The 14,822-nt window shown below is 22.6% G+C and carries 17 protein-coding genes; 9 read left to right on the top strand and 8 right to left on the bottom strand.

All coding sequences use genetic code 11. The features are described 5' to 3' along the window. Positions 1 to 27: 27 nt before the first annotated feature. The 3 genes from ndk to H0H36_RS00940 are packed head-to-tail and all read left to right on the top strand — an operon-like array spanning position 28 to position 1,861. Positions 28 to 462: a nucleoside-diphosphate kinase gene (gene ndk / locus H0H36_RS00930; RefSeq protein ID WP_185869771.1), complete on the top strand. Its 435-nt coding sequence runs from the start codon at positions 28 to 30 to the stop codon at positions 460 to 462. Between the two features lie 6 nt (positions 463 to 468). Beyond that, positions 469 to 1,065, top strand: coding sequence for a LemA family protein (locus H0H36_RS00935; RefSeq protein ID WP_185869772.1), 597 nt, complete (start codon positions 469 to 471; stop codon positions 1,063 to 1,065). Between the two features lies 1 nt (position 1,066). Then, positions 1,067 to 1,861: a TPM domain-containing protein gene (locus H0H36_RS00940; protein WP_185869773.1), complete on the top strand. Its 795-nt coding sequence runs from the start codon at positions 1,067 to 1,069 to the stop codon at positions 1,859 to 1,861. 5 nt (positions 1,862 to 1,866) lie between these two features. On the opposite strand, the gene H0H36_RS00945 is transcribed toward H0H36_RS00940, so the two are convergent. After that, positions 1,867 to 4,512 (bottom strand): valine--tRNA ligase, encoded by a 2,646-nt coding sequence (locus tag H0H36_RS00945; protein ID WP_185869774.1) that lies wholly within the window; start codon positions 4,510 to 4,512, stop codon positions 1,867 to 1,869. Between the two features lie 33 nt (positions 4,513 to 4,545). Between H0H36_RS00945 and H0H36_RS00950 the strand changes: the two genes are divergently transcribed. Continuing rightward, on the top strand, positions 4,546 to 5,025 hold the full coding sequence (locus tag H0H36_RS00950; RefSeq protein ID WP_185869775.1) for a dihydrofolate reductase: 480 nt from the start codon (positions 4,546 to 4,548) through the stop codon (positions 5,023 to 5,025). 4 nt (positions 5,026 to 5,029) lie between these two features. On the opposite strand, the gene H0H36_RS00955 is transcribed toward H0H36_RS00950, so the two are convergent. Then, positions 5,030 to 5,671 (bottom strand): bifunctional nuclease family protein, encoded by a 642-nt coding sequence (locus H0H36_RS00955; protein ID WP_185869776.1) that lies wholly within the window; start codon positions 5,669 to 5,671, stop codon positions 5,030 to 5,032. Positions 5,672 to 5,830: 159 nt separating this feature from the next. On the opposite strand from H0H36_RS00955, the gene H0H36_RS00960 reads away from it, so the two are divergent. Together H0H36_RS00960 and H0H36_RS00965 are read left to right on the top strand one after the other, a co-directional pair. Beyond that, entirely contained in the window at positions 5,831 to 6,499 is a 669-nt protein-coding gene (locus tag H0H36_RS00960) for a coiled-coil domain-containing protein (protein ID WP_185869777.1), read from the top strand. A 98-nt stretch (positions 6,500 to 6,597) separates the two neighbouring features. Continuing rightward, a complete protein-coding gene (locus H0H36_RS00965) occupies positions 6,598 to 7,575 on the top strand; it encodes a pyruvate dehydrogenase complex E1 component subunit beta (protein WP_185869778.1) in 978 nt (325 codons plus the stop codon). Here the strand turns inward: H0H36_RS00965 and metF are convergent. Next, positions 7,572 to 8,534, bottom strand: coding sequence for a methylenetetrahydrofolate reductase [NAD(P)H] (gene metF, locus H0H36_RS00970; RefSeq protein ID WP_185869779.1), 963 nt, complete (start codon positions 8,532 to 8,534; stop codon positions 7,572 to 7,574). The genes H0H36_RS00965 and metF overlap by 4 nt on opposite strands. Before the next feature lie 7 nt (positions 8,535 to 8,541). After that, on the bottom strand, positions 8,542 to 9,804 hold the full coding sequence (gene serS, locus H0H36_RS00975; protein ID WP_185869780.1) for a serine--tRNA ligase: 1,263 nt from the start codon (positions 9,802 to 9,804) through the stop codon (positions 8,542 to 8,544). Between the two features lie 71 nt (positions 9,805 to 9,875). On the opposite strand from serS, the gene rsmA reads away from it, so the two are divergent. From rsmA to H0H36_RS00990, 3 genes are read left to right on the top strand one after another with little or no spacing between them, the layout of a single operon-like run. After that, the gene (gene rsmA, locus H0H36_RS00980) at positions 9,876 to 10,640 is read left to right on the top strand and encodes a 16S rRNA (adenine(1518)-N(6)/adenine(1519)-N(6))-dimethyltransferase RsmA (RefSeq protein WP_185869781.1); all 765 of its coding nucleotides are present in this window, start codon (positions 9,876 to 9,878) and stop codon (positions 10,638 to 10,640) included. Next, a complete protein-coding gene (locus H0H36_RS00985) occupies positions 10,637 to 11,503 on the top strand; it encodes a bifunctional 5,10-methylenetetrahydrofolate dehydrogenase/5,10-methenyltetrahydrofolate cyclohydrolase (RefSeq protein ID WP_185869782.1) in 867 nt (288 codons plus the stop codon). The genes rsmA and H0H36_RS00985 overlap by 4 nt, the downstream gene beginning before the upstream one ends. Further along, entirely contained in the window at positions 11,500 to 12,108 is a 609-nt protein-coding gene (locus H0H36_RS00990) for a 7-carboxy-7-deazaguanine synthase QueE (RefSeq protein ID WP_185869783.1), read from the top strand. Before H0H36_RS00985 ends, H0H36_RS00990 begins: the two co-directional genes overlap by 4 nt. Positions 12,109 to 12,111: 3 nt before the next feature. On the opposite strand, the gene hisIE is transcribed toward H0H36_RS00990, so the two are convergent. Genes hisIE through hisH form a run of 4 tightly spaced genes read right to left on the bottom strand, consistent with a single transcriptional unit; the run spans position 12,112 to position 14,814 of the window. Continuing rightward, positions 12,112 to 12,723 (bottom strand): bifunctional phosphoribosyl-AMP cyclohydrolase/phosphoribosyl-ATP diphosphatase HisIE, encoded by a 612-nt coding sequence (hisIE, locus tag H0H36_RS00995; protein ID WP_185869784.1) that lies wholly within the window; start codon positions 12,721 to 12,723, stop codon positions 12,112 to 12,114. Continuing rightward, positions 12,720 to 13,481: an imidazole glycerol phosphate synthase subunit HisF gene (hisF, locus tag H0H36_RS01000; RefSeq protein ID WP_185869785.1), complete on the bottom strand. Its 762-nt coding sequence runs from the start codon at positions 13,479 to 13,481 to the stop codon at positions 12,720 to 12,722. The genes hisIE and hisF overlap by 4 nt, the downstream gene beginning before the upstream one ends. Then, positions 13,475 to 14,212, bottom strand: coding sequence for a 1-(5-phosphoribosyl)-5-[(5-phosphoribosylamino)methylideneamino]imidazole-4-carboxamide isomerase (gene hisA / locus H0H36_RS01005; protein WP_185869786.1), 738 nt, complete (start codon positions 14,210 to 14,212; stop codon positions 13,475 to 13,477). Before hisA ends, hisF begins: the two co-directional genes overlap by 7 nt. An 11-nt stretch (positions 14,213 to 14,223) precedes the next feature. Next, positions 14,224 to 14,814 carry an imidazole glycerol phosphate synthase subunit HisH gene (hisH, locus tag H0H36_RS01010; protein ID WP_185869787.1) on the bottom strand — a complete coding sequence of 197 codons (591 nt, stop codon included), beginning with the start codon at positions 14,812 to 14,814 and terminating at the stop codon, positions 14,224 to 14,226. Between the last annotated feature and the right edge of the window lie 8 nt (positions 14,815 to 14,822).

Genomic DNA, 14,822 nt, shown 5'->3' on the forward strand with positions numbered 1-14,822 from the left:
TAAGTATTCTTCATTAAAAAAAAAGTTATGATTTCTCATTTTTTCGGAAAAATTACTCTTTCTATTATAAAACCAGATGCAGTAAAAAACGGATATATAGTACCTATTTTATATAAAATAAATAATGCAGGATTTCATATAAAAGCACTTAAAATGACTGAATTATCTAAAAAATCAGCTATAAAATTTTATGATGAACATAAAAAAAAAGTTTTTTTTAACTCTTTAATAGAATTTATGTCTTCTGGACCAATTATGTCTATCATATTAGAAAAAAAAAATGCAGTAAAAGACTTTAGAATTTTAATAGGAGATACAAATCCCATAAAGGCAAAAAAAAAAACTATACGAAATTTATATGCTACTTCTTTAGAAAAAAACGCTATACATGGATCAGATAGTAATGAAAATGCAATAAAAGAATGTTTATTTTATTTTTCTAATAGGGACATTTTATTTTAAAATATTATGAAAAAAAAATTAATAATAATTATTTTCTCTATTTTCATATTTATAACTGGATTATGGATATCCAATATATATAATCAATTAGTTAAACTAAATGAAAATATAAAAAAACAATGGGGTCAAGTGGAAAATGTTTATCAACGTAGAGCAGATTTAATTCCAAATTTAGTAAATACAGTAAAAGGAACTGCTAACTTTGAAAAAAATACATTAATTAAGATAATAGAAAATAGAGCTAAAGCAACTTCTATTCATATTGATCCAAATGATTTAAATCAAAATCAGATAAATAAATTTCAAAAAACACAAGAAAATTTAAATAATTCTGTGAACAGATTTCTTTTAATTGTAGAAAATTATCCAAATTTAAAATCTACGCAAAATTTTTATGAATTACAAAATCAATTAGAAGGAACAGAAAATCGTATTAACGTAGAAAGAAATCGTTTTAATGATCAAGTAAATAATTTTAATACTTATAGAAATCAATTTCCAAAAATCATTATAGCAAATTTTTTTTATAAATTTAAAGAAAAAGGATACATACGATATCAAATAGGATCACAAAAATCTCCTATTGTCAATTTTTCTAATTAAAATGAAAAAAAAATTTTTTTTATTTATTTTAATTTTTTTTTGTATTAATTCAATAACAATAGGACAATTTAACATTCCTAAACAACCAAAAAAAATATATCCTGTACAAGATTATGCTAAAATTTTATCAAAAGAACAAATCAATAAAATAAATAAAAAACTTATTCTATATTCTAAAACTACATCTACAGAAATATTAGTAACTATAATTCAAGATCTACACAAAGAAGATCCAAATTTATTAGCTAATAAATGGGGAGAAAAATGGAAAATAGGAAACATATATAAAAATAATGGAATAGTTATATTATTATCTATTAATGATAAAAAAATATCTATTCAAAACGGATATGGAATAGAACCTTATATGACTGATTTTGTAACTATGAAAATTATAAAAAAAATAAAACCTATATTAAAAAATCATCTTTATTATAAAGCTATAGATTGCAGTATTGAAGAAATATTTAAAATATTAAAAAATAAATATCATAATACACATAATAAAAATAAAAAAATTTTTTCTGTATGGTTTTATATTATGTCTTTTATTTTTGTATTATTTTTTATTTTTCTTTACAAAAATAGAATAATAGATTCCTCTTTTTTAAATACATTATTTATAATAAATTTTTTATTTAAAAACAATAACAATAACTGGGAAAACAATAACTGGGAAAACAATAACTGGGAAAACAATAACTGGGAAAACAATAACTGGGAAAATGAAGATAATTTTGATGGTTTTGGAGAAGGAGGTAATTTTGGAGGAGGCGGTAGTAGTAGTAATTGGTAATTAAACTAACTATCTAATTTTTTTACATATTTCAAATATTCTTTAAATTGAGAAATTTTTTTTAAAATATCTTTTTCTTTTTTTTTCTCTTTTAAAAGTAAATCATTTGTAACAGAAGTTGTATATTTAATATTCAATAAATTTTTCCTAATTATAGATAATAAATTATTAAAATATTGAATTTTTTTTTCAATATTCATAATATCTTCTATATGATTTGAATGATATTTTTTATTTAAAATAAAAAATTTATCTGAATCTGAAAAAAAATATAAACATGGTATATTTTTAGGTTCTTTTGATACGTAAATTATTTCTGATAAATTAGCTAATTTTAATATAATAGAATTATATTTTTTATCCTTTCTTGTAGAGAATAATATAAGACTTTTTTTATAAGGTATATTACTAGTATTTCTTATACTACGTATTTTAGATACTATTTTAGTAGCTTTTTCAAAAGAAACTAATATTTCATAATCATAGGATTTTTTCTTAGGCCAAGAAGAAATTATCAAAGCTTCTTCTGTATTCCTTTTTTTAATCATATTCCAAATTTCTTCTGAAATAAAAGGCATATATGGATGTAATAATTTCAACACATTTTCAAAATATTCAATAGTATTTAAATATACTATTTTAGATATAGATTTATTTCCAGAAATAGGTTTAATAATTTCAAGAAAAAATGAACAAAAATCATACCATATAAATTTATATAAAACCATTAATGATTCATCTAACTTATATTCTTGAAATAATTTTTCAAAAATTTCTAAAATATAATGAAAACGATTTTTAATCCATTTAATAGCAACAATAGATGAATCAGGTACAACTTTATTGTCCTCTATTTTCCAACTTTTAATTAAACGATAGGCATTCCATATTTTATTAGAAAAATTTCTTCCTTGTAAACATATTTTTTCTTCAAAATGGAAATCTTTTCCTGCACTAGTTCTAAGCATAAGACCTATACGAACAGCATCTGCTCCATATTTATTAATTAAATCTATAGGATTAGGAGAATTATTTAACGATTTTGATATTTTTTTATTTTTAAAATCTCTAATAATTCCAGTAAAATAAACCCTTTTAAAGGGTTTATTTTTTTTAAAAAAAAAACCTGAAATAATCATACGAGCTACCCAAAAAAATAATATATCTGAACCTGTTACTATATTTTCAGTAGGATAATAATAACATATTTCATGATTATAAGGATGATAAATTCCATCAAATGCAGATAAAGGTAATAAACAAGAAGAAAACCAAGTATCTAAAACATCTGCATCTTGCCATATTTCATCTTTTTTTAATTTTGAATTTTTACTTTTTATTCTTGCTTTTTCTAAAGCTTTTTCTAAATTTTCTGCAACTACGAAATCGTTAAATTTTTTTCCATAATAAAAAACAGGAATACGATGCCCCCACCATAATTGACGTGATATGTTCCAATCACGAATTTTATTCATCCATTGAAAATATATTTTTTCAAATTTTTTTGGATAAAATTGAATATTTCCATTTTTTACTGCTTTTATTGCAGGAATAGATATTTTTTTCATTTTCAAAAACCATTGAAGCGATAATCTTTGTTCTACTACTGATAAAGTACGTTCTGAAAAACCAACTTTATGATTCAAATTATCTATTTTTACCAAAACTCCTAAATAATTTAATTCTTCTATTATTTTTTTTCTTGCGACAAAACGATCCATACCTTTATAATGAAGTCCTTTTTCGTTAATAGTAGCATCTTCGTTGAAGATATTAATAATATCTAATTGATATTTATCTGCTATATTTTTATCTTGTACATCGTGAGCTGGAGTTATTTTTAAACATCCTGTTCCAAAATTTGAATCTACATAAGTATCCTCTATTATAGGTATATATCTATTTAATATTGGTATTTTAGCATATTTTCCTTTTAAATGTGAATAACGTAAATCATATGGATGATAACAAATAGCTGTATCTCCAAATATTGTTTCAGGACGAGTGGTAGCTATAGTCACATAATTTTTTTCACCTTCTATTTTATATTTTATATAATAAAGTTTACCAATACGTTCTTTATAAATAACTTCTTCATCAGAAAGAGTAGTTTTAGCTTCAGGATCCCAATTTACAACATGATATCCTCTATATATATATCCTTTATCATACAAATCTATAAAAACTTTTGTAACAGATTTAGATAATTTTTGGTTCATTGTAAATTGAGTACGATTCCAATCACATGAACATCCAAATTTTTTAAGTTGATCAAAAATAATATTTTTATGTTTTTGAGCCCATTTTAAAACATAAAATAAAAATTTTTCTCTTCCTAAAATAAATTTAGATAATCCTTTTTTTTTTAAAAAATCTACTACTTTAGCTTCTGTTGCAATAGAAGCATGATCTGTTCCTGGAACCCAACACGTATTATATCCATTCATTCTAGCATGCCTTATTAAAACATCTTGTATAGTATTATTCAACATATGTCCTATATGTAAAATACCGGTAATATTTGGTGGTGGCATTATTATAGTATAAGCTTTCCTATCATCTGGATAGGATGAAAAATAATTTTTTTTCATCCAATCATCATATATTTTTTTTTCAATAGATGTTGGATCATATTTAACTGGAATATCCATAAATTTAAAAATATAAAAAAAATTGAAATAATAATGAAAATAATATTAATAGCTGCTGTTTCAGAAAATGGATTTATAGGAAAAAATAATAAATTAATGTGGCATTTACCTAATGACTTAAAACGTTTTAAAAATATAACTATAGGGGAAACAATTATCATGGGAAGAAAAACTTTTGAATCAATTGGAAAAATACTTCCAAAAAGACGAAATATTATATTAAGTAAAAAAATAAAACTATTAAAAAAAAATATTAAAATTCTTTCTTCTATAAAAGAAATAAATTTTCTTTCTTATGAAAAAATATTCATTATAGGAGGAGAACAAATTTATAAAGCTACAATAGAAATAGCTCATATAATAGAACTAACATTAGTACATAATAACTTTTATGGAGACGCAATTTTTCCAAAAATAGATACTAAAAAATGGAAAAAAATATATGAATTTTTTCATAAAAAAGATAAATATCATTTATATAACTATAGTTTTATAAGATTTGAAAAAAAATAAAAATTTATTCTCTTCTGTCTAATTCTTTTTTTATTTTTGCTGCTAATTCATAACATTCATTTACTACGGCATGATTTAATAAAATATTTAAATCTTTTTCAGTCATTTTTTCTAAATCCTTTTGACTTTTTTCTTTAAAAAAAAGAATACTACTATTTTCTAATCTAATATCATTATTTTCATTTTCTTTATCAATAGGAAACCCATTTTCAAAATAAATACCTGCTTTATCAAAAATTTCTTTTGTTGTATAAATAGGAGCTTGGAATCGTACTGCTAAAGCTACAGCATCTGATGTTTTTGAATCTATTTTATGTTCTTTTTTTATATTTTTTTCTCCTTTATCCTCATTATCACTTTCAAATAAAATATAAGAAAAAAATATTCCATTTAATAACTTATATATAACAACTGCTTTTATTTTAATATTTAATACTTTTGCAAAAGTTATAAATAAATCGTGAGTAAAAGATCTAGATGGATCTTTCTTTCCTAAAGCATAAGCAATAGATTGAGCTTGTAAACTTTCTATAATAATAGGAAGTTTAATTCTTCCAGATTCTTCTTCAAGTAATAAAACATATATCCCAGATTGTATTTGACTTAAGGATATTCCCCGTATAGCTAATTTTATGAATTGATCCATAGGAAAATATAAAATATTTATAAACCTTTATACTATGACCAAATATACTAAATTTGAAAGTATATTATTGTTTTTTTTACTGTATTTATTAAATAAAATTATTATTTATACATAATAATTTTTTTCTATATTTAGAAACAATAATTTTAAAATTTTTTTATGAAAACTACTTTAAAATTTCCAATTCCTATAATTTTTTTTACATTAGGATTTCTTATTTCTTGTAATGATGAAGTAACAAATTCTGTTATGGAAGAAGATCCTTATCTTACATATAAGATTGTAGAAGAAGAAACTGGAGTTAATAATAAACCATCTGTAAAAAAATCTTATCCTCCTCCTATTGATTCTTCTGATTCTTTTTATTCTTATTCTTATCCTATTTCAACTTATACTAATACTAATACTAATACTACAATAAATGATACAAAAAAAGATGATTATAAAGATGATCTTTTAATTGTAGAAGAATTATCTCAAAAAATAAAAAATATAGGAAAAGAAATAGAAAGTTTAGAAAAAGAAAGCGTTAAATATAATGATGAATTTTCTAATATAATAGATCTTCAAAAAGGTACATTAGATGAAATGGTAAAAATGAAAAAGATTATAAGATTTCAAAGTAAGAATTATGAGAAAGTAAATAAAGCGAAAAAATCTTTTGAAGATCAAAAAAAATTGGCAATAAATAGGATAGAAATCATAAAAGATAAAAATTTATTTATAAACAAATTTAATAAATCAATAAGAGAGAAAAAAAATAAAAAAATATCTATGCAAAATCAAATAAAAAATTTTTTAATAAAAAGAAAAAAACAAATTAGTTGATTTAGTATTTTTTATAACGGAAAAGTAAAGATTTGTCTTTACTTTTCTATACTTTTCCGTTGTTTTTTATATTTTTCTTGAAAAGAAAATAATATTTTATGAAAGAAAAAACTTTTCGACAAGTTATAGCAGAAGCTATGAGTGAAGAAATGAGAAAAAATAAATCAGTTTACCTTATGGGAGAAGAAGTAGCACAATATAATGGAGCTTATAAAGCATCTAAAGGAATGTTAGAAGAATTTGGACCAAAAAGAGTTATTGATACACCTATATCAGAATTAGGATTTTCAGGAATAGGAGTTGGTTCAGCTATGAATGGATGCAGACCAATTATTGAATTTATGACTTTTAATTTTTCTTTAGTAGCTATGGATCAAATCATTAATAATGCAGCAAAAATACGTTATATGAGTGGAGGACAATGGAACATTCCTATTGTTTTCAGAGGTCCTACTGGTTCTGCTGGACAATTAGGAGCTACTCATTCTCAATCTTTTGAAAGTTGGTATGCTAGTTGTCCTGGATTAAAAGTAATAATTCCATGTAATCCTTATGATGCTAAAGGACTTTTAAAATCCGCAATAAGAGATAATAATCCAGTAATTTTTATGGAATCAGAACAAATGTATGGAGATAAAATGATGATTCCAGAAGAAGAATATATTATTCCTATTGGAAAGGCAGATATCAAAAAAAAAGGAAAAGATATTAGTTTAGTATCTTTTGGAAAGATAATGAAAATGGCCCTTAGCATAGCAAAAAAAATGGAAAAAGAAAATATAAGCGTTGAAGTTATAGATATTAGAACTATTCGTCCATTAGATTATGAATCTATACTTACTTCTGTAAAAAAAACAAATCGTTTAATAATTTTAGAAGAATCATGGCCTTTTTCTTCTATTGGTTCTGAAATTTCATATTTCATACAAAAAAGAGCATTTGATTATCTCGATGCTCCTATTGATAGAATATCTTTATTAGATACTCCTGCACCTTATGCTTCTAATTTAATTAAAAATTGGTTTCCTAACGAAGAAAAAATAATAACATCTATTAAAAAAATTTTATACATTTAATAAATAGCTTGAACTATTTTATAAATATTTTCTGGTTTATCCATTGTATAATAATGTATAACTTCTACACCAGAATTTTTTAATTCTTTAGATTGATGAATTCCCCATTCAATTCCTATATGAGATACTATTTTTTTATCTTTTGCTTTTTCTACTTCTTTAACTAATTCATTTGGAATATTTAAATAAAACCTAGATGGTAAACTATTTAATTGTTTTTTAGAAGAAATTGGTTTTATTCCAGGTATTATAGGGACCGTTATTCCTTCTGATCTACATTTTTTAACAAATGTAAAAAATTTTTTATTGTCAAAAAACATTTGAGTTACGATATAATCTGCTCCTGCTTCTACTTTTTTTTTTAAAAAAAATAAATCACTATCAATATTTGGAGCTTCTAAATGTTTTTCTGGATATCCAGCTACTCCAATACAAAAATCAAATAATGGAGATTTTTTTTGTTCAAAAAAAGTATTATCAAGATACTTTCCTTTATTCAAATTTGTAACTTGTTTTACAAGTTCTATTGCATATTTATGTCCATTTTTTTTTGCAATAAAAAATTTTTCAGATTTAATAGAATCACCTCTAAGAACTAAAACATTATCTATTCCTAAAAAATTTAAATCTATTAAAGCATTTTCTGTCATTTGTTTATTAAAACCTCCACAAATAAGATGTGGGACAGCATCTACTCCATATTTATTCATAATTGCGGCACAAATACCTACAGTACCTGGACGTCTTGATATTTTTCTTCTTTGTAATAATCCATTTTCTTTTTCTACATAAATAAATTCTTCACGATGATAGGTCACATCAATAAAAGGAGGATTAAATTCCATTAAAGGATCTAATGTTGAAAAAATATCTTTAATATCATGTCCTCTTATAGGGGGTAATATTTCAAAAGAAAATAAACTTTTTTTTGCTTTAGTTATATGTTCAGTCACTTTCATAAAAATTCTATTTAATAAAATCAAATCCTGTATAAGGAATCAAAATTTTAGGAATATTAATTTGATCTTCAGATTGATTATTTTCTAATAAAGCTACTATAATACGTGGTAAAGCTAAAGAACTCCCATTCAAAGTATGACACAATTCTATTTTACCTTTTATAGTTTTATATTTTAAATGTAATCTATTAGATTGAAAATTTGTACAATTTGAAATAGAACTTACCTCTAACCATTTTTTTTGAGCTATAGAATAAACTTCAAAATCATAAGTTATAGCAGAAGAAAAACCAAGATCTGTAGCATTTAAACGTATAAGACGAAAAGGTAATTTTAAAGATTTTAAAATTTTTTTAACATGTAAAATCATTTCTTCTAAATAATAAGAAGATGTATTTTTTGTAGTAATTTGAATAATCTCTACTTTTTCAAATTGATGTAATCTATTTAATCCTCTTACTTTAGAACCATAAGAACCTGATTCTCTTCTAAAACAAGAAGTATAAGCAGTTGCTTTAATAGGAAGTTCTTTTTCCATAAAAATATTATTTCTATAACAATTCATAAGAGGAATTTCTCCTGTAGGAATTAAATAAAAATTATCTTTTTCTATAAAATACATTTGATTTTCCTTGTCTGGTATTTGACCTGTAGCATATCCAGATATTTCATTAATAAAATAAGGTAAACTATATTCTTTATATGATGCGTTTATGTTTTCATCTAAAAAATATTGAATTAAACTTCTTTGTAATTTAGCTACTTTGTCTATATAAACTGGAAAACCGGATCCACATATTTTTGTTCCTAAATTAGAATCATACAAATGAAATTTTTTAGATAACTCCCAATGAGGAAGTGGATTTTTAATAGAGTAACATATTGGTTTTTCTTGAAAAAGAATATCATATTTATGTTTTTTTTCTATTTTTTTGTGAGGAATATTAGGAATTTCTTTTAATATATTTTCTAATATTTGATTAATTTTTTTTAATTGAAAATTAAAAATTTTTTTTTCCTTTTTTAAAAAAAAAGATTTTTTTTTAAAAGGATTTATTTTAATTTTTTCATTTAAATTAAAAATTTTTCCTATTTTTTTTGATATTAAATTTTCTTCTTCCAATATTTTATTTAAAACATTTTGAATATGTTTTTTTTTATCATATAAAACTAATATTTCATCTATTAGGTGTATTTTTTTAAAATTTCTTTTTTTTAACCCTAATAAAACTTTTTCTCTATTTTTACCTATAAAAGAAGGGCTAAGCATGAAATTAAAATCGTATTTTTATCGTTTTTGTTATATTAAGATACGAATAATATTTTTTCTATATTTGCAGAATGCGTAGTTATATTTTTAGAAAAAAATTAGATCAATATTTTTTAAAAGATAAAAATATAGCTAAAAAAATTGTAAATAATCTTTCTTTTAAAAATTATGATACAGTAGTAGAAGTAGGACCTGGGTTAGGAATATTGACACAATATTTAATTAATAATAATGTTTTTTTAATAGAAATAGATAAAAAATTAATTTTTTTTTTAAAACAAAATTTTCCTAAATATAAAAATCAAATAATTCATAAGGATTTTTTAAAATGGAATCCTGAAGAAATTCAATTAAAAAATTTTGCAATAATAGGTAATTTTCCTTATAGTATTTCATCCAAAATATTATTTCATATATTAAAATATAGTCACTATATACCAGAGTGTATTGGTATGTTTCAAAAAGAGGTAGTAAAAAAAATTATGTCTAAAAAAGGAGAAAAAACATATGGAATTTTATCTGTATTAATACAAACATTTTATGATATAAAATACCTTTTTAAGGTAAAAAAAAATGTTTTTTATCCTATACCAAATGTACAATCTTCCGTTATTTCTTTAAAAAGAAAAAAAAATGATATTTTATTTAATAAAAATTTATTATTTCAATGTGTAAAAACAGCTTTTAATCAGAGAAGAAAAAAATTAAAAAATTCTTTACAATTATTCGATTATGTTAATAATTTTTATGAAATACCATTCTTAAACAAAAGAGCGGAAGAATTATCTGTAAAAGAATTTCTTCAATTAACAAAAGAAATAGAAACTATAAAATGACTAAATTATTAAATGGTAATCAGTTAGCATCTGAAATAAAAAAAGAAATTTTAAAAAAAATAGAAAAAAATATTTTACATAAAAAAAAACGTATACCTCATCTTGGTATTATTTTAACAGGAAATTCAAGTTCTAGTATTACATATGTTAATAGTAAAATTAAAGAATGTAAAAATATAGGAATAAAATCTTCTTTAGTTCATTTACCTTCATACAGTTTAGAAAAAGATTTATTAAAAGAAATAGAAAAAATGAATAAAAATCCATTAATAGATGGATTTATTGTACAATTACCACTTGAAAAACATATTAATCAAGATAATATTATTTTATCTATTAATCCAAAAAAAGATGTAGATGGGTTTCATCCTGAAAATTTTGGTAAAATGGCTTTAGAAATGAAAAGTTTTTATCCTGCTACAGCATTAGGAATATTAACTCTTTTAGAAAAAAATAAAATTAAAATACATGGAAAATATATTGTAGTAATAGGAAGAAGTAAAATAGTAGGAAAACCTATTAGTATTTTAATGACTAGAAAAACTTATCCTGGAAATGGAACTGTAACACTTACTCATAGCAACACTCCAAATATAGAAAATTATACAAAACAAGCAGACATAATCATAGTTGCAGTAGGGATCCCTGGTTTTCTTAAAGGAAAAATGATTAAAAAAGGATCTATTATTATAGATGTAGGGATAAATACTATTAAAAATAAAAAAAAAATATTAGGTGATGTAGATTTTCATAGCGTTTATGGAAAAGCTTCTTACTTAACACCTGTTCCCGGTGGAATAGGTCCTATGACTCGTGTCATGTTATTAAAAAATACTTTAAAGGCTGCATTATTAAATAGATGAAAAAAATAGTTTTTCCTATAAAAGAATCTTTTTATTCTATTCAAGGTGAAGGATTTTATTCCGGTTTATCTGCTTATTTTATTCGTTTTAAAGGATGTTATATAAGATGTAATTGGTGTGATACAAAAGAAAGTTGGAATATAAAACAAAAAGATTTTGTTTCTATTCAAAAAATTATTTTTGATCTAACTTATCAAAAAATAAAAACTGTAATATTAACTGGAGGAGAACCTACAATGTGGAATTTATATCCCTTAACTAAAATTCTTAAAAAAAAAGGATACCGAATTCATGTTGAAACTTCAGGATCTTATCCCATAAAAGAAAAATATATAGAGTGGATTACACTTTCTCCTAAAAAAAATAAACTTCCTATAAAAGATAATTATAAAAAAGCAAATGAATTAAAAATTATTATTTCTGATGAAAAAGATTTTCTTTTTGCAGAAGAACAAGCTCTTTTTGTAAAAACTAATTGTGTATTATTTTTACAACCTGAATGGAATAATTTTATTAAAATAGTTCCAAAAATTATTTTTTATATCAAAAAAAATACTAAATGGAGAATATCCCTTCAAATTCATAAAATATTAGATATACCATAATAATTATGATTTTAAATATCTATTTTCTAAAATATTTATAACATCTTGTATAGAAATTCCTTTTTTATGTAAAAGAATAAGATAATGAAAAAGTAAATCTGCAGATTCATTTAAAAAAAAATTTTGATTATTGTCTTTAGATTCAATAATAACTTCTACAGCTTCTTCTCCTAATTTTTGAGAAATTCTATTTATACCTTTTTTTGATAATTTATATATATAGGAATTTTTTTGTTTTTTTCTAATTCTATCAGAAATTAAATTTTCTAAAAAAAAAAGAAAATTTTTTTTACTTTTATTGCTTTCTTTCCAACAAGTATCTGTTCCTTTATGACAAATAGGACCAGTAGGTTCAGCTTTAATTAATAATGAATCTTGATCACAATCAATTAATATATCTTTAATCAATAGAAAATTTTTACTTACTTCTCCTTTAGTCCATAATCTTTTTTTAGATCTACTATAAAAAGTAACTTTTTTATCATTAATACTTTTTATATAAGCTTCTTCATTCATATATCCCAACATTAATACTTTATCAGTTTTTATATCCTGAATAATAACGGGAATTAAACCTTTTTTAAAATCTATTTTTGTTTTTTTTAAATATTTCATATTGTAGTTCTTATAGGTATATGAAGCCTATTTAAATAATATTTTAATTTTGGTATTTCTATTTCTTTATAGTGAAAAATGCTAGCAGCTAAAGCCGCATCTGCTTTTCCATTTTTTAATATTTGATAAAAATCTTCTAGTTTTCCTGCTCCACCTGAAGCAATAACTGGTGTAGAAACCATTTCAGATATTTTTTTAGTAATATCTAATGCAAATCCATTTTTTGTTCCATCATGATTCATTGAAGTTAATAATATTTCTCCTGCTCCTCTATTAGTACCTTCTATAGCCCAATCTATTGTTCTAATTTTAGTAGAAATTCTTCCTCCATTTAAATAAACCATCCATTCATTTTCTTCATATTTAGTATCAATAGCTAAAACAATACATTGACTTCCAAATCTTTTAGAAAATTTTTCTAAAAGATTTGGATTTTTGAAAGCTTCGGTATTAATAGATATTTTATCTGCTCCTGCATGTAATAATAATTCAATATCTTTTTCTTCTTTAATTCCTCCACCAACAGTAAAAGGAATATTAATATGACGAGAAATATCTCTTACTAAACTAATTAATGTTTTTCTTTTTTCATTTGTAGCTGTTATATCCAAAAATATTAATTCATCAGCACCTTGTTTTGTATACCAACGACCTAATTTTATTGGATCTCCTGCATCTTTTAAATGTTTAAAATTAACTCCTTTTACTGTTCTTCCATTTTTTATATCTAAACAAGGAATAATGCGTTTAGCTAACATATTATATTATTTTTATCTTTCCAATCTTTAAGTTCTGATAACGATATTTTATTCTCATATATAGCTTTACCAATAATTACACCATTGCAACCTAATTTGAATAATTTTTCTATATCATGTATACTACTAATTCCTCCACTTGCTATGAATTTCATATTTGGAAATTTTTGTATAATTTTTTCATATAAAGTAAAAGAAGGACCAGATAATACTCCATCTTTAGATATATCTGTACAAAAAATATTTTTTACTCCATGAGTATTTTTTTCTTTTAAAAAATCAAAAAATGGAATATCAAAAAATTTTGTCCATCCATTAGTAGCAATTTTATTATTATTAATATCTACTCCTAATAATATTTTATCTTTTCCATAAATATGAATCCATTCTTTTAAAAGTAATGGATTTTTAACGGCAATACTTCCTACAGTAGCCATATGTCCTCCATTATTAAATACGTTACGAACATCTTTTTCTGTATAAATACCTCCTCCAAAATCTATAATTAGATTCGTATATTTTGCTATTTTTTCTAATATATTCCAATGAATAACTTTTCCTTCTTTTGCTCCATCTAAATCTACTAAATGAAGCCTAGATATTCCCTTATCTTCTAATAATAAAGCAACATCTAATGGATTTTTATTGTAAATTTTTTTTCTATTAAAATCTCCTTGTATTAAACGAACACATTTTCCATCAATTAAATCTATAGCTGCTATAATATTCATAATTTTATGATTTATAATCGAATAAAATTTTCTAATATTTTATGTCCTACATAAGAAGATTTTTCTGGATGAAATTGAACTGCATAAAAATTATTTTTTTGTATTGCTGCGCTATAATAAACTATATATTCTGTTTTTGCTATAGTATATTTTCCTAAAGGAGCGTAATAACCATGTACAAAATATTGATAGCTACCATCTGGTATATTTTCAAATAACGGTCCTTTTAATTTGTGAATAGTATTCCAACCTATTTGTGGAATTTTATCTTTTATATTTTTTGATTGAAATTTTTTAACTAATAAATCAAAAACACCTAAACAAATAGTATTACTCTCTTCTGAAGATTTACAAAGTAATTGCATACCTAAACATATACCTAAAACAGGTTGTTCTAATTTAGATAAAATAATATCTAATTTTTTTTCTTTTAAATATTTCATAGCAAAATTAGCTTCTCCTACTCCAGGTAAAATTATTTTTTCAGCGTTTTGAATAGATTTTTTAGAATCTGTAACTATTGCTTCTACTCCTATTCTTTCTAAAGAAAAAAGAACTGATTGTACATTTCCTGCAGGATATTTTATGATAATCGTTTTCATAATTTTTT

Origin of the sequence: Blattabacterium cuenoti (assembly GCF_014252395.1) — a bacterium.
Classification (GTDB): Bacteria; Bacteroidota; Bacteroidia; order Flavobacteriales; family Blattabacteriaceae; genus Blattabacterium; species Blattabacterium cuenoti_AA.

Coding starts and splice junctions, on each gene's coding strand:
- metF (WP_185869779.1), bottom strand. CDS start 8,534: ATGAAAGTGACTGAACATATAACTAAAGCAAAAAAAAGTTTATTTTCT.
- hisA (WP_185869786.1), bottom strand. CDS start 14,212: ATGAATATTATAGCAGCTATAGATTTAATTGATGGAAAATGTGTTCGT.
- hisH (WP_185869787.1), bottom strand. CDS start 14,814: ATGAAAACGATTATCATAAAATATCCTGCAGGAAATGTACAATCAGTT.
- hisIE (WP_185869784.1), bottom strand. CDS start 12,723: ATGAAATATTTAAAAAAAACAAAAATAGATTTTAAAAAAGGTTTAATT.
- H0H36_RS00945 (WP_185869774.1), bottom strand. CDS start 4,512: ATGGATATTCCAGTTAAATATGATCCAACATCTATTGAAAAAAAAATA.
- H0H36_RS00985 (WP_185869782.1), top strand. CDS start 10,637: ATGACTAAATTATTAAATGGTAATCAGTTAGCATCTGAAATAAAAAAA.
- H0H36_RS00990 (WP_185869783.1), top strand. CDS start 11,500: ATGAAAAAAATAGTTTTTCCTATAAAAGAATCTTTTTATTCTATTCAA.
- H0H36_RS00965 (WP_185869778.1), top strand. CDS start 6,598: ATGAAAGAAAAAACTTTTCGACAAGTTATAGCAGAAGCTATGAGTGAA.
- H0H36_RS00955 (WP_185869776.1), bottom strand. CDS start 5,671: ATGGATCAATTCATAAAATTAGCTATACGGGGAATATCCTTAAGTCAA.
- H0H36_RS00940 (WP_185869773.1), top strand. CDS start 1,067: ATGAAAAAAAAATTTTTTTTATTTATTTTAATTTTTTTTTGTATTAAT.
- rsmA (WP_185869781.1), top strand. CDS start 9,876: ATGCGTAGTTATATTTTTAGAAAAAAATTAGATCAATATTTTTTAAAA.
- H0H36_RS00960 (WP_185869777.1), top strand. CDS start 5,831: ATGAAAACTACTTTAAAATTTCCAATTCCTATAATTTTTTTTACATTA.
- serS (WP_185869780.1), bottom strand. CDS start 9,804: ATGCTTAGCCCTTCTTTTATAGGTAAAAATAGAGAAAAAGTTTTATTA.
- H0H36_RS00935 (WP_185869772.1), top strand. CDS start 469: ATGAAAAAAAAATTAATAATAATTATTTTCTCTATTTTCATATTTATA.
- ndk (WP_185869771.1), top strand. CDS start 28: ATGATTTCTCATTTTTTCGGAAAAATTACTCTTTCTATTATAAAACCA.
- H0H36_RS00950 (WP_185869775.1), top strand. CDS start 4,546: ATGAAAATAATATTAATAGCTGCTGTTTCAGAAAATGGATTTATAGGA.
- hisF (WP_185869785.1), bottom strand. CDS start 13,481: ATGTTAGCTAAACGCATTATTCCTTGTTTAGATATAAAAAATGGAAGA.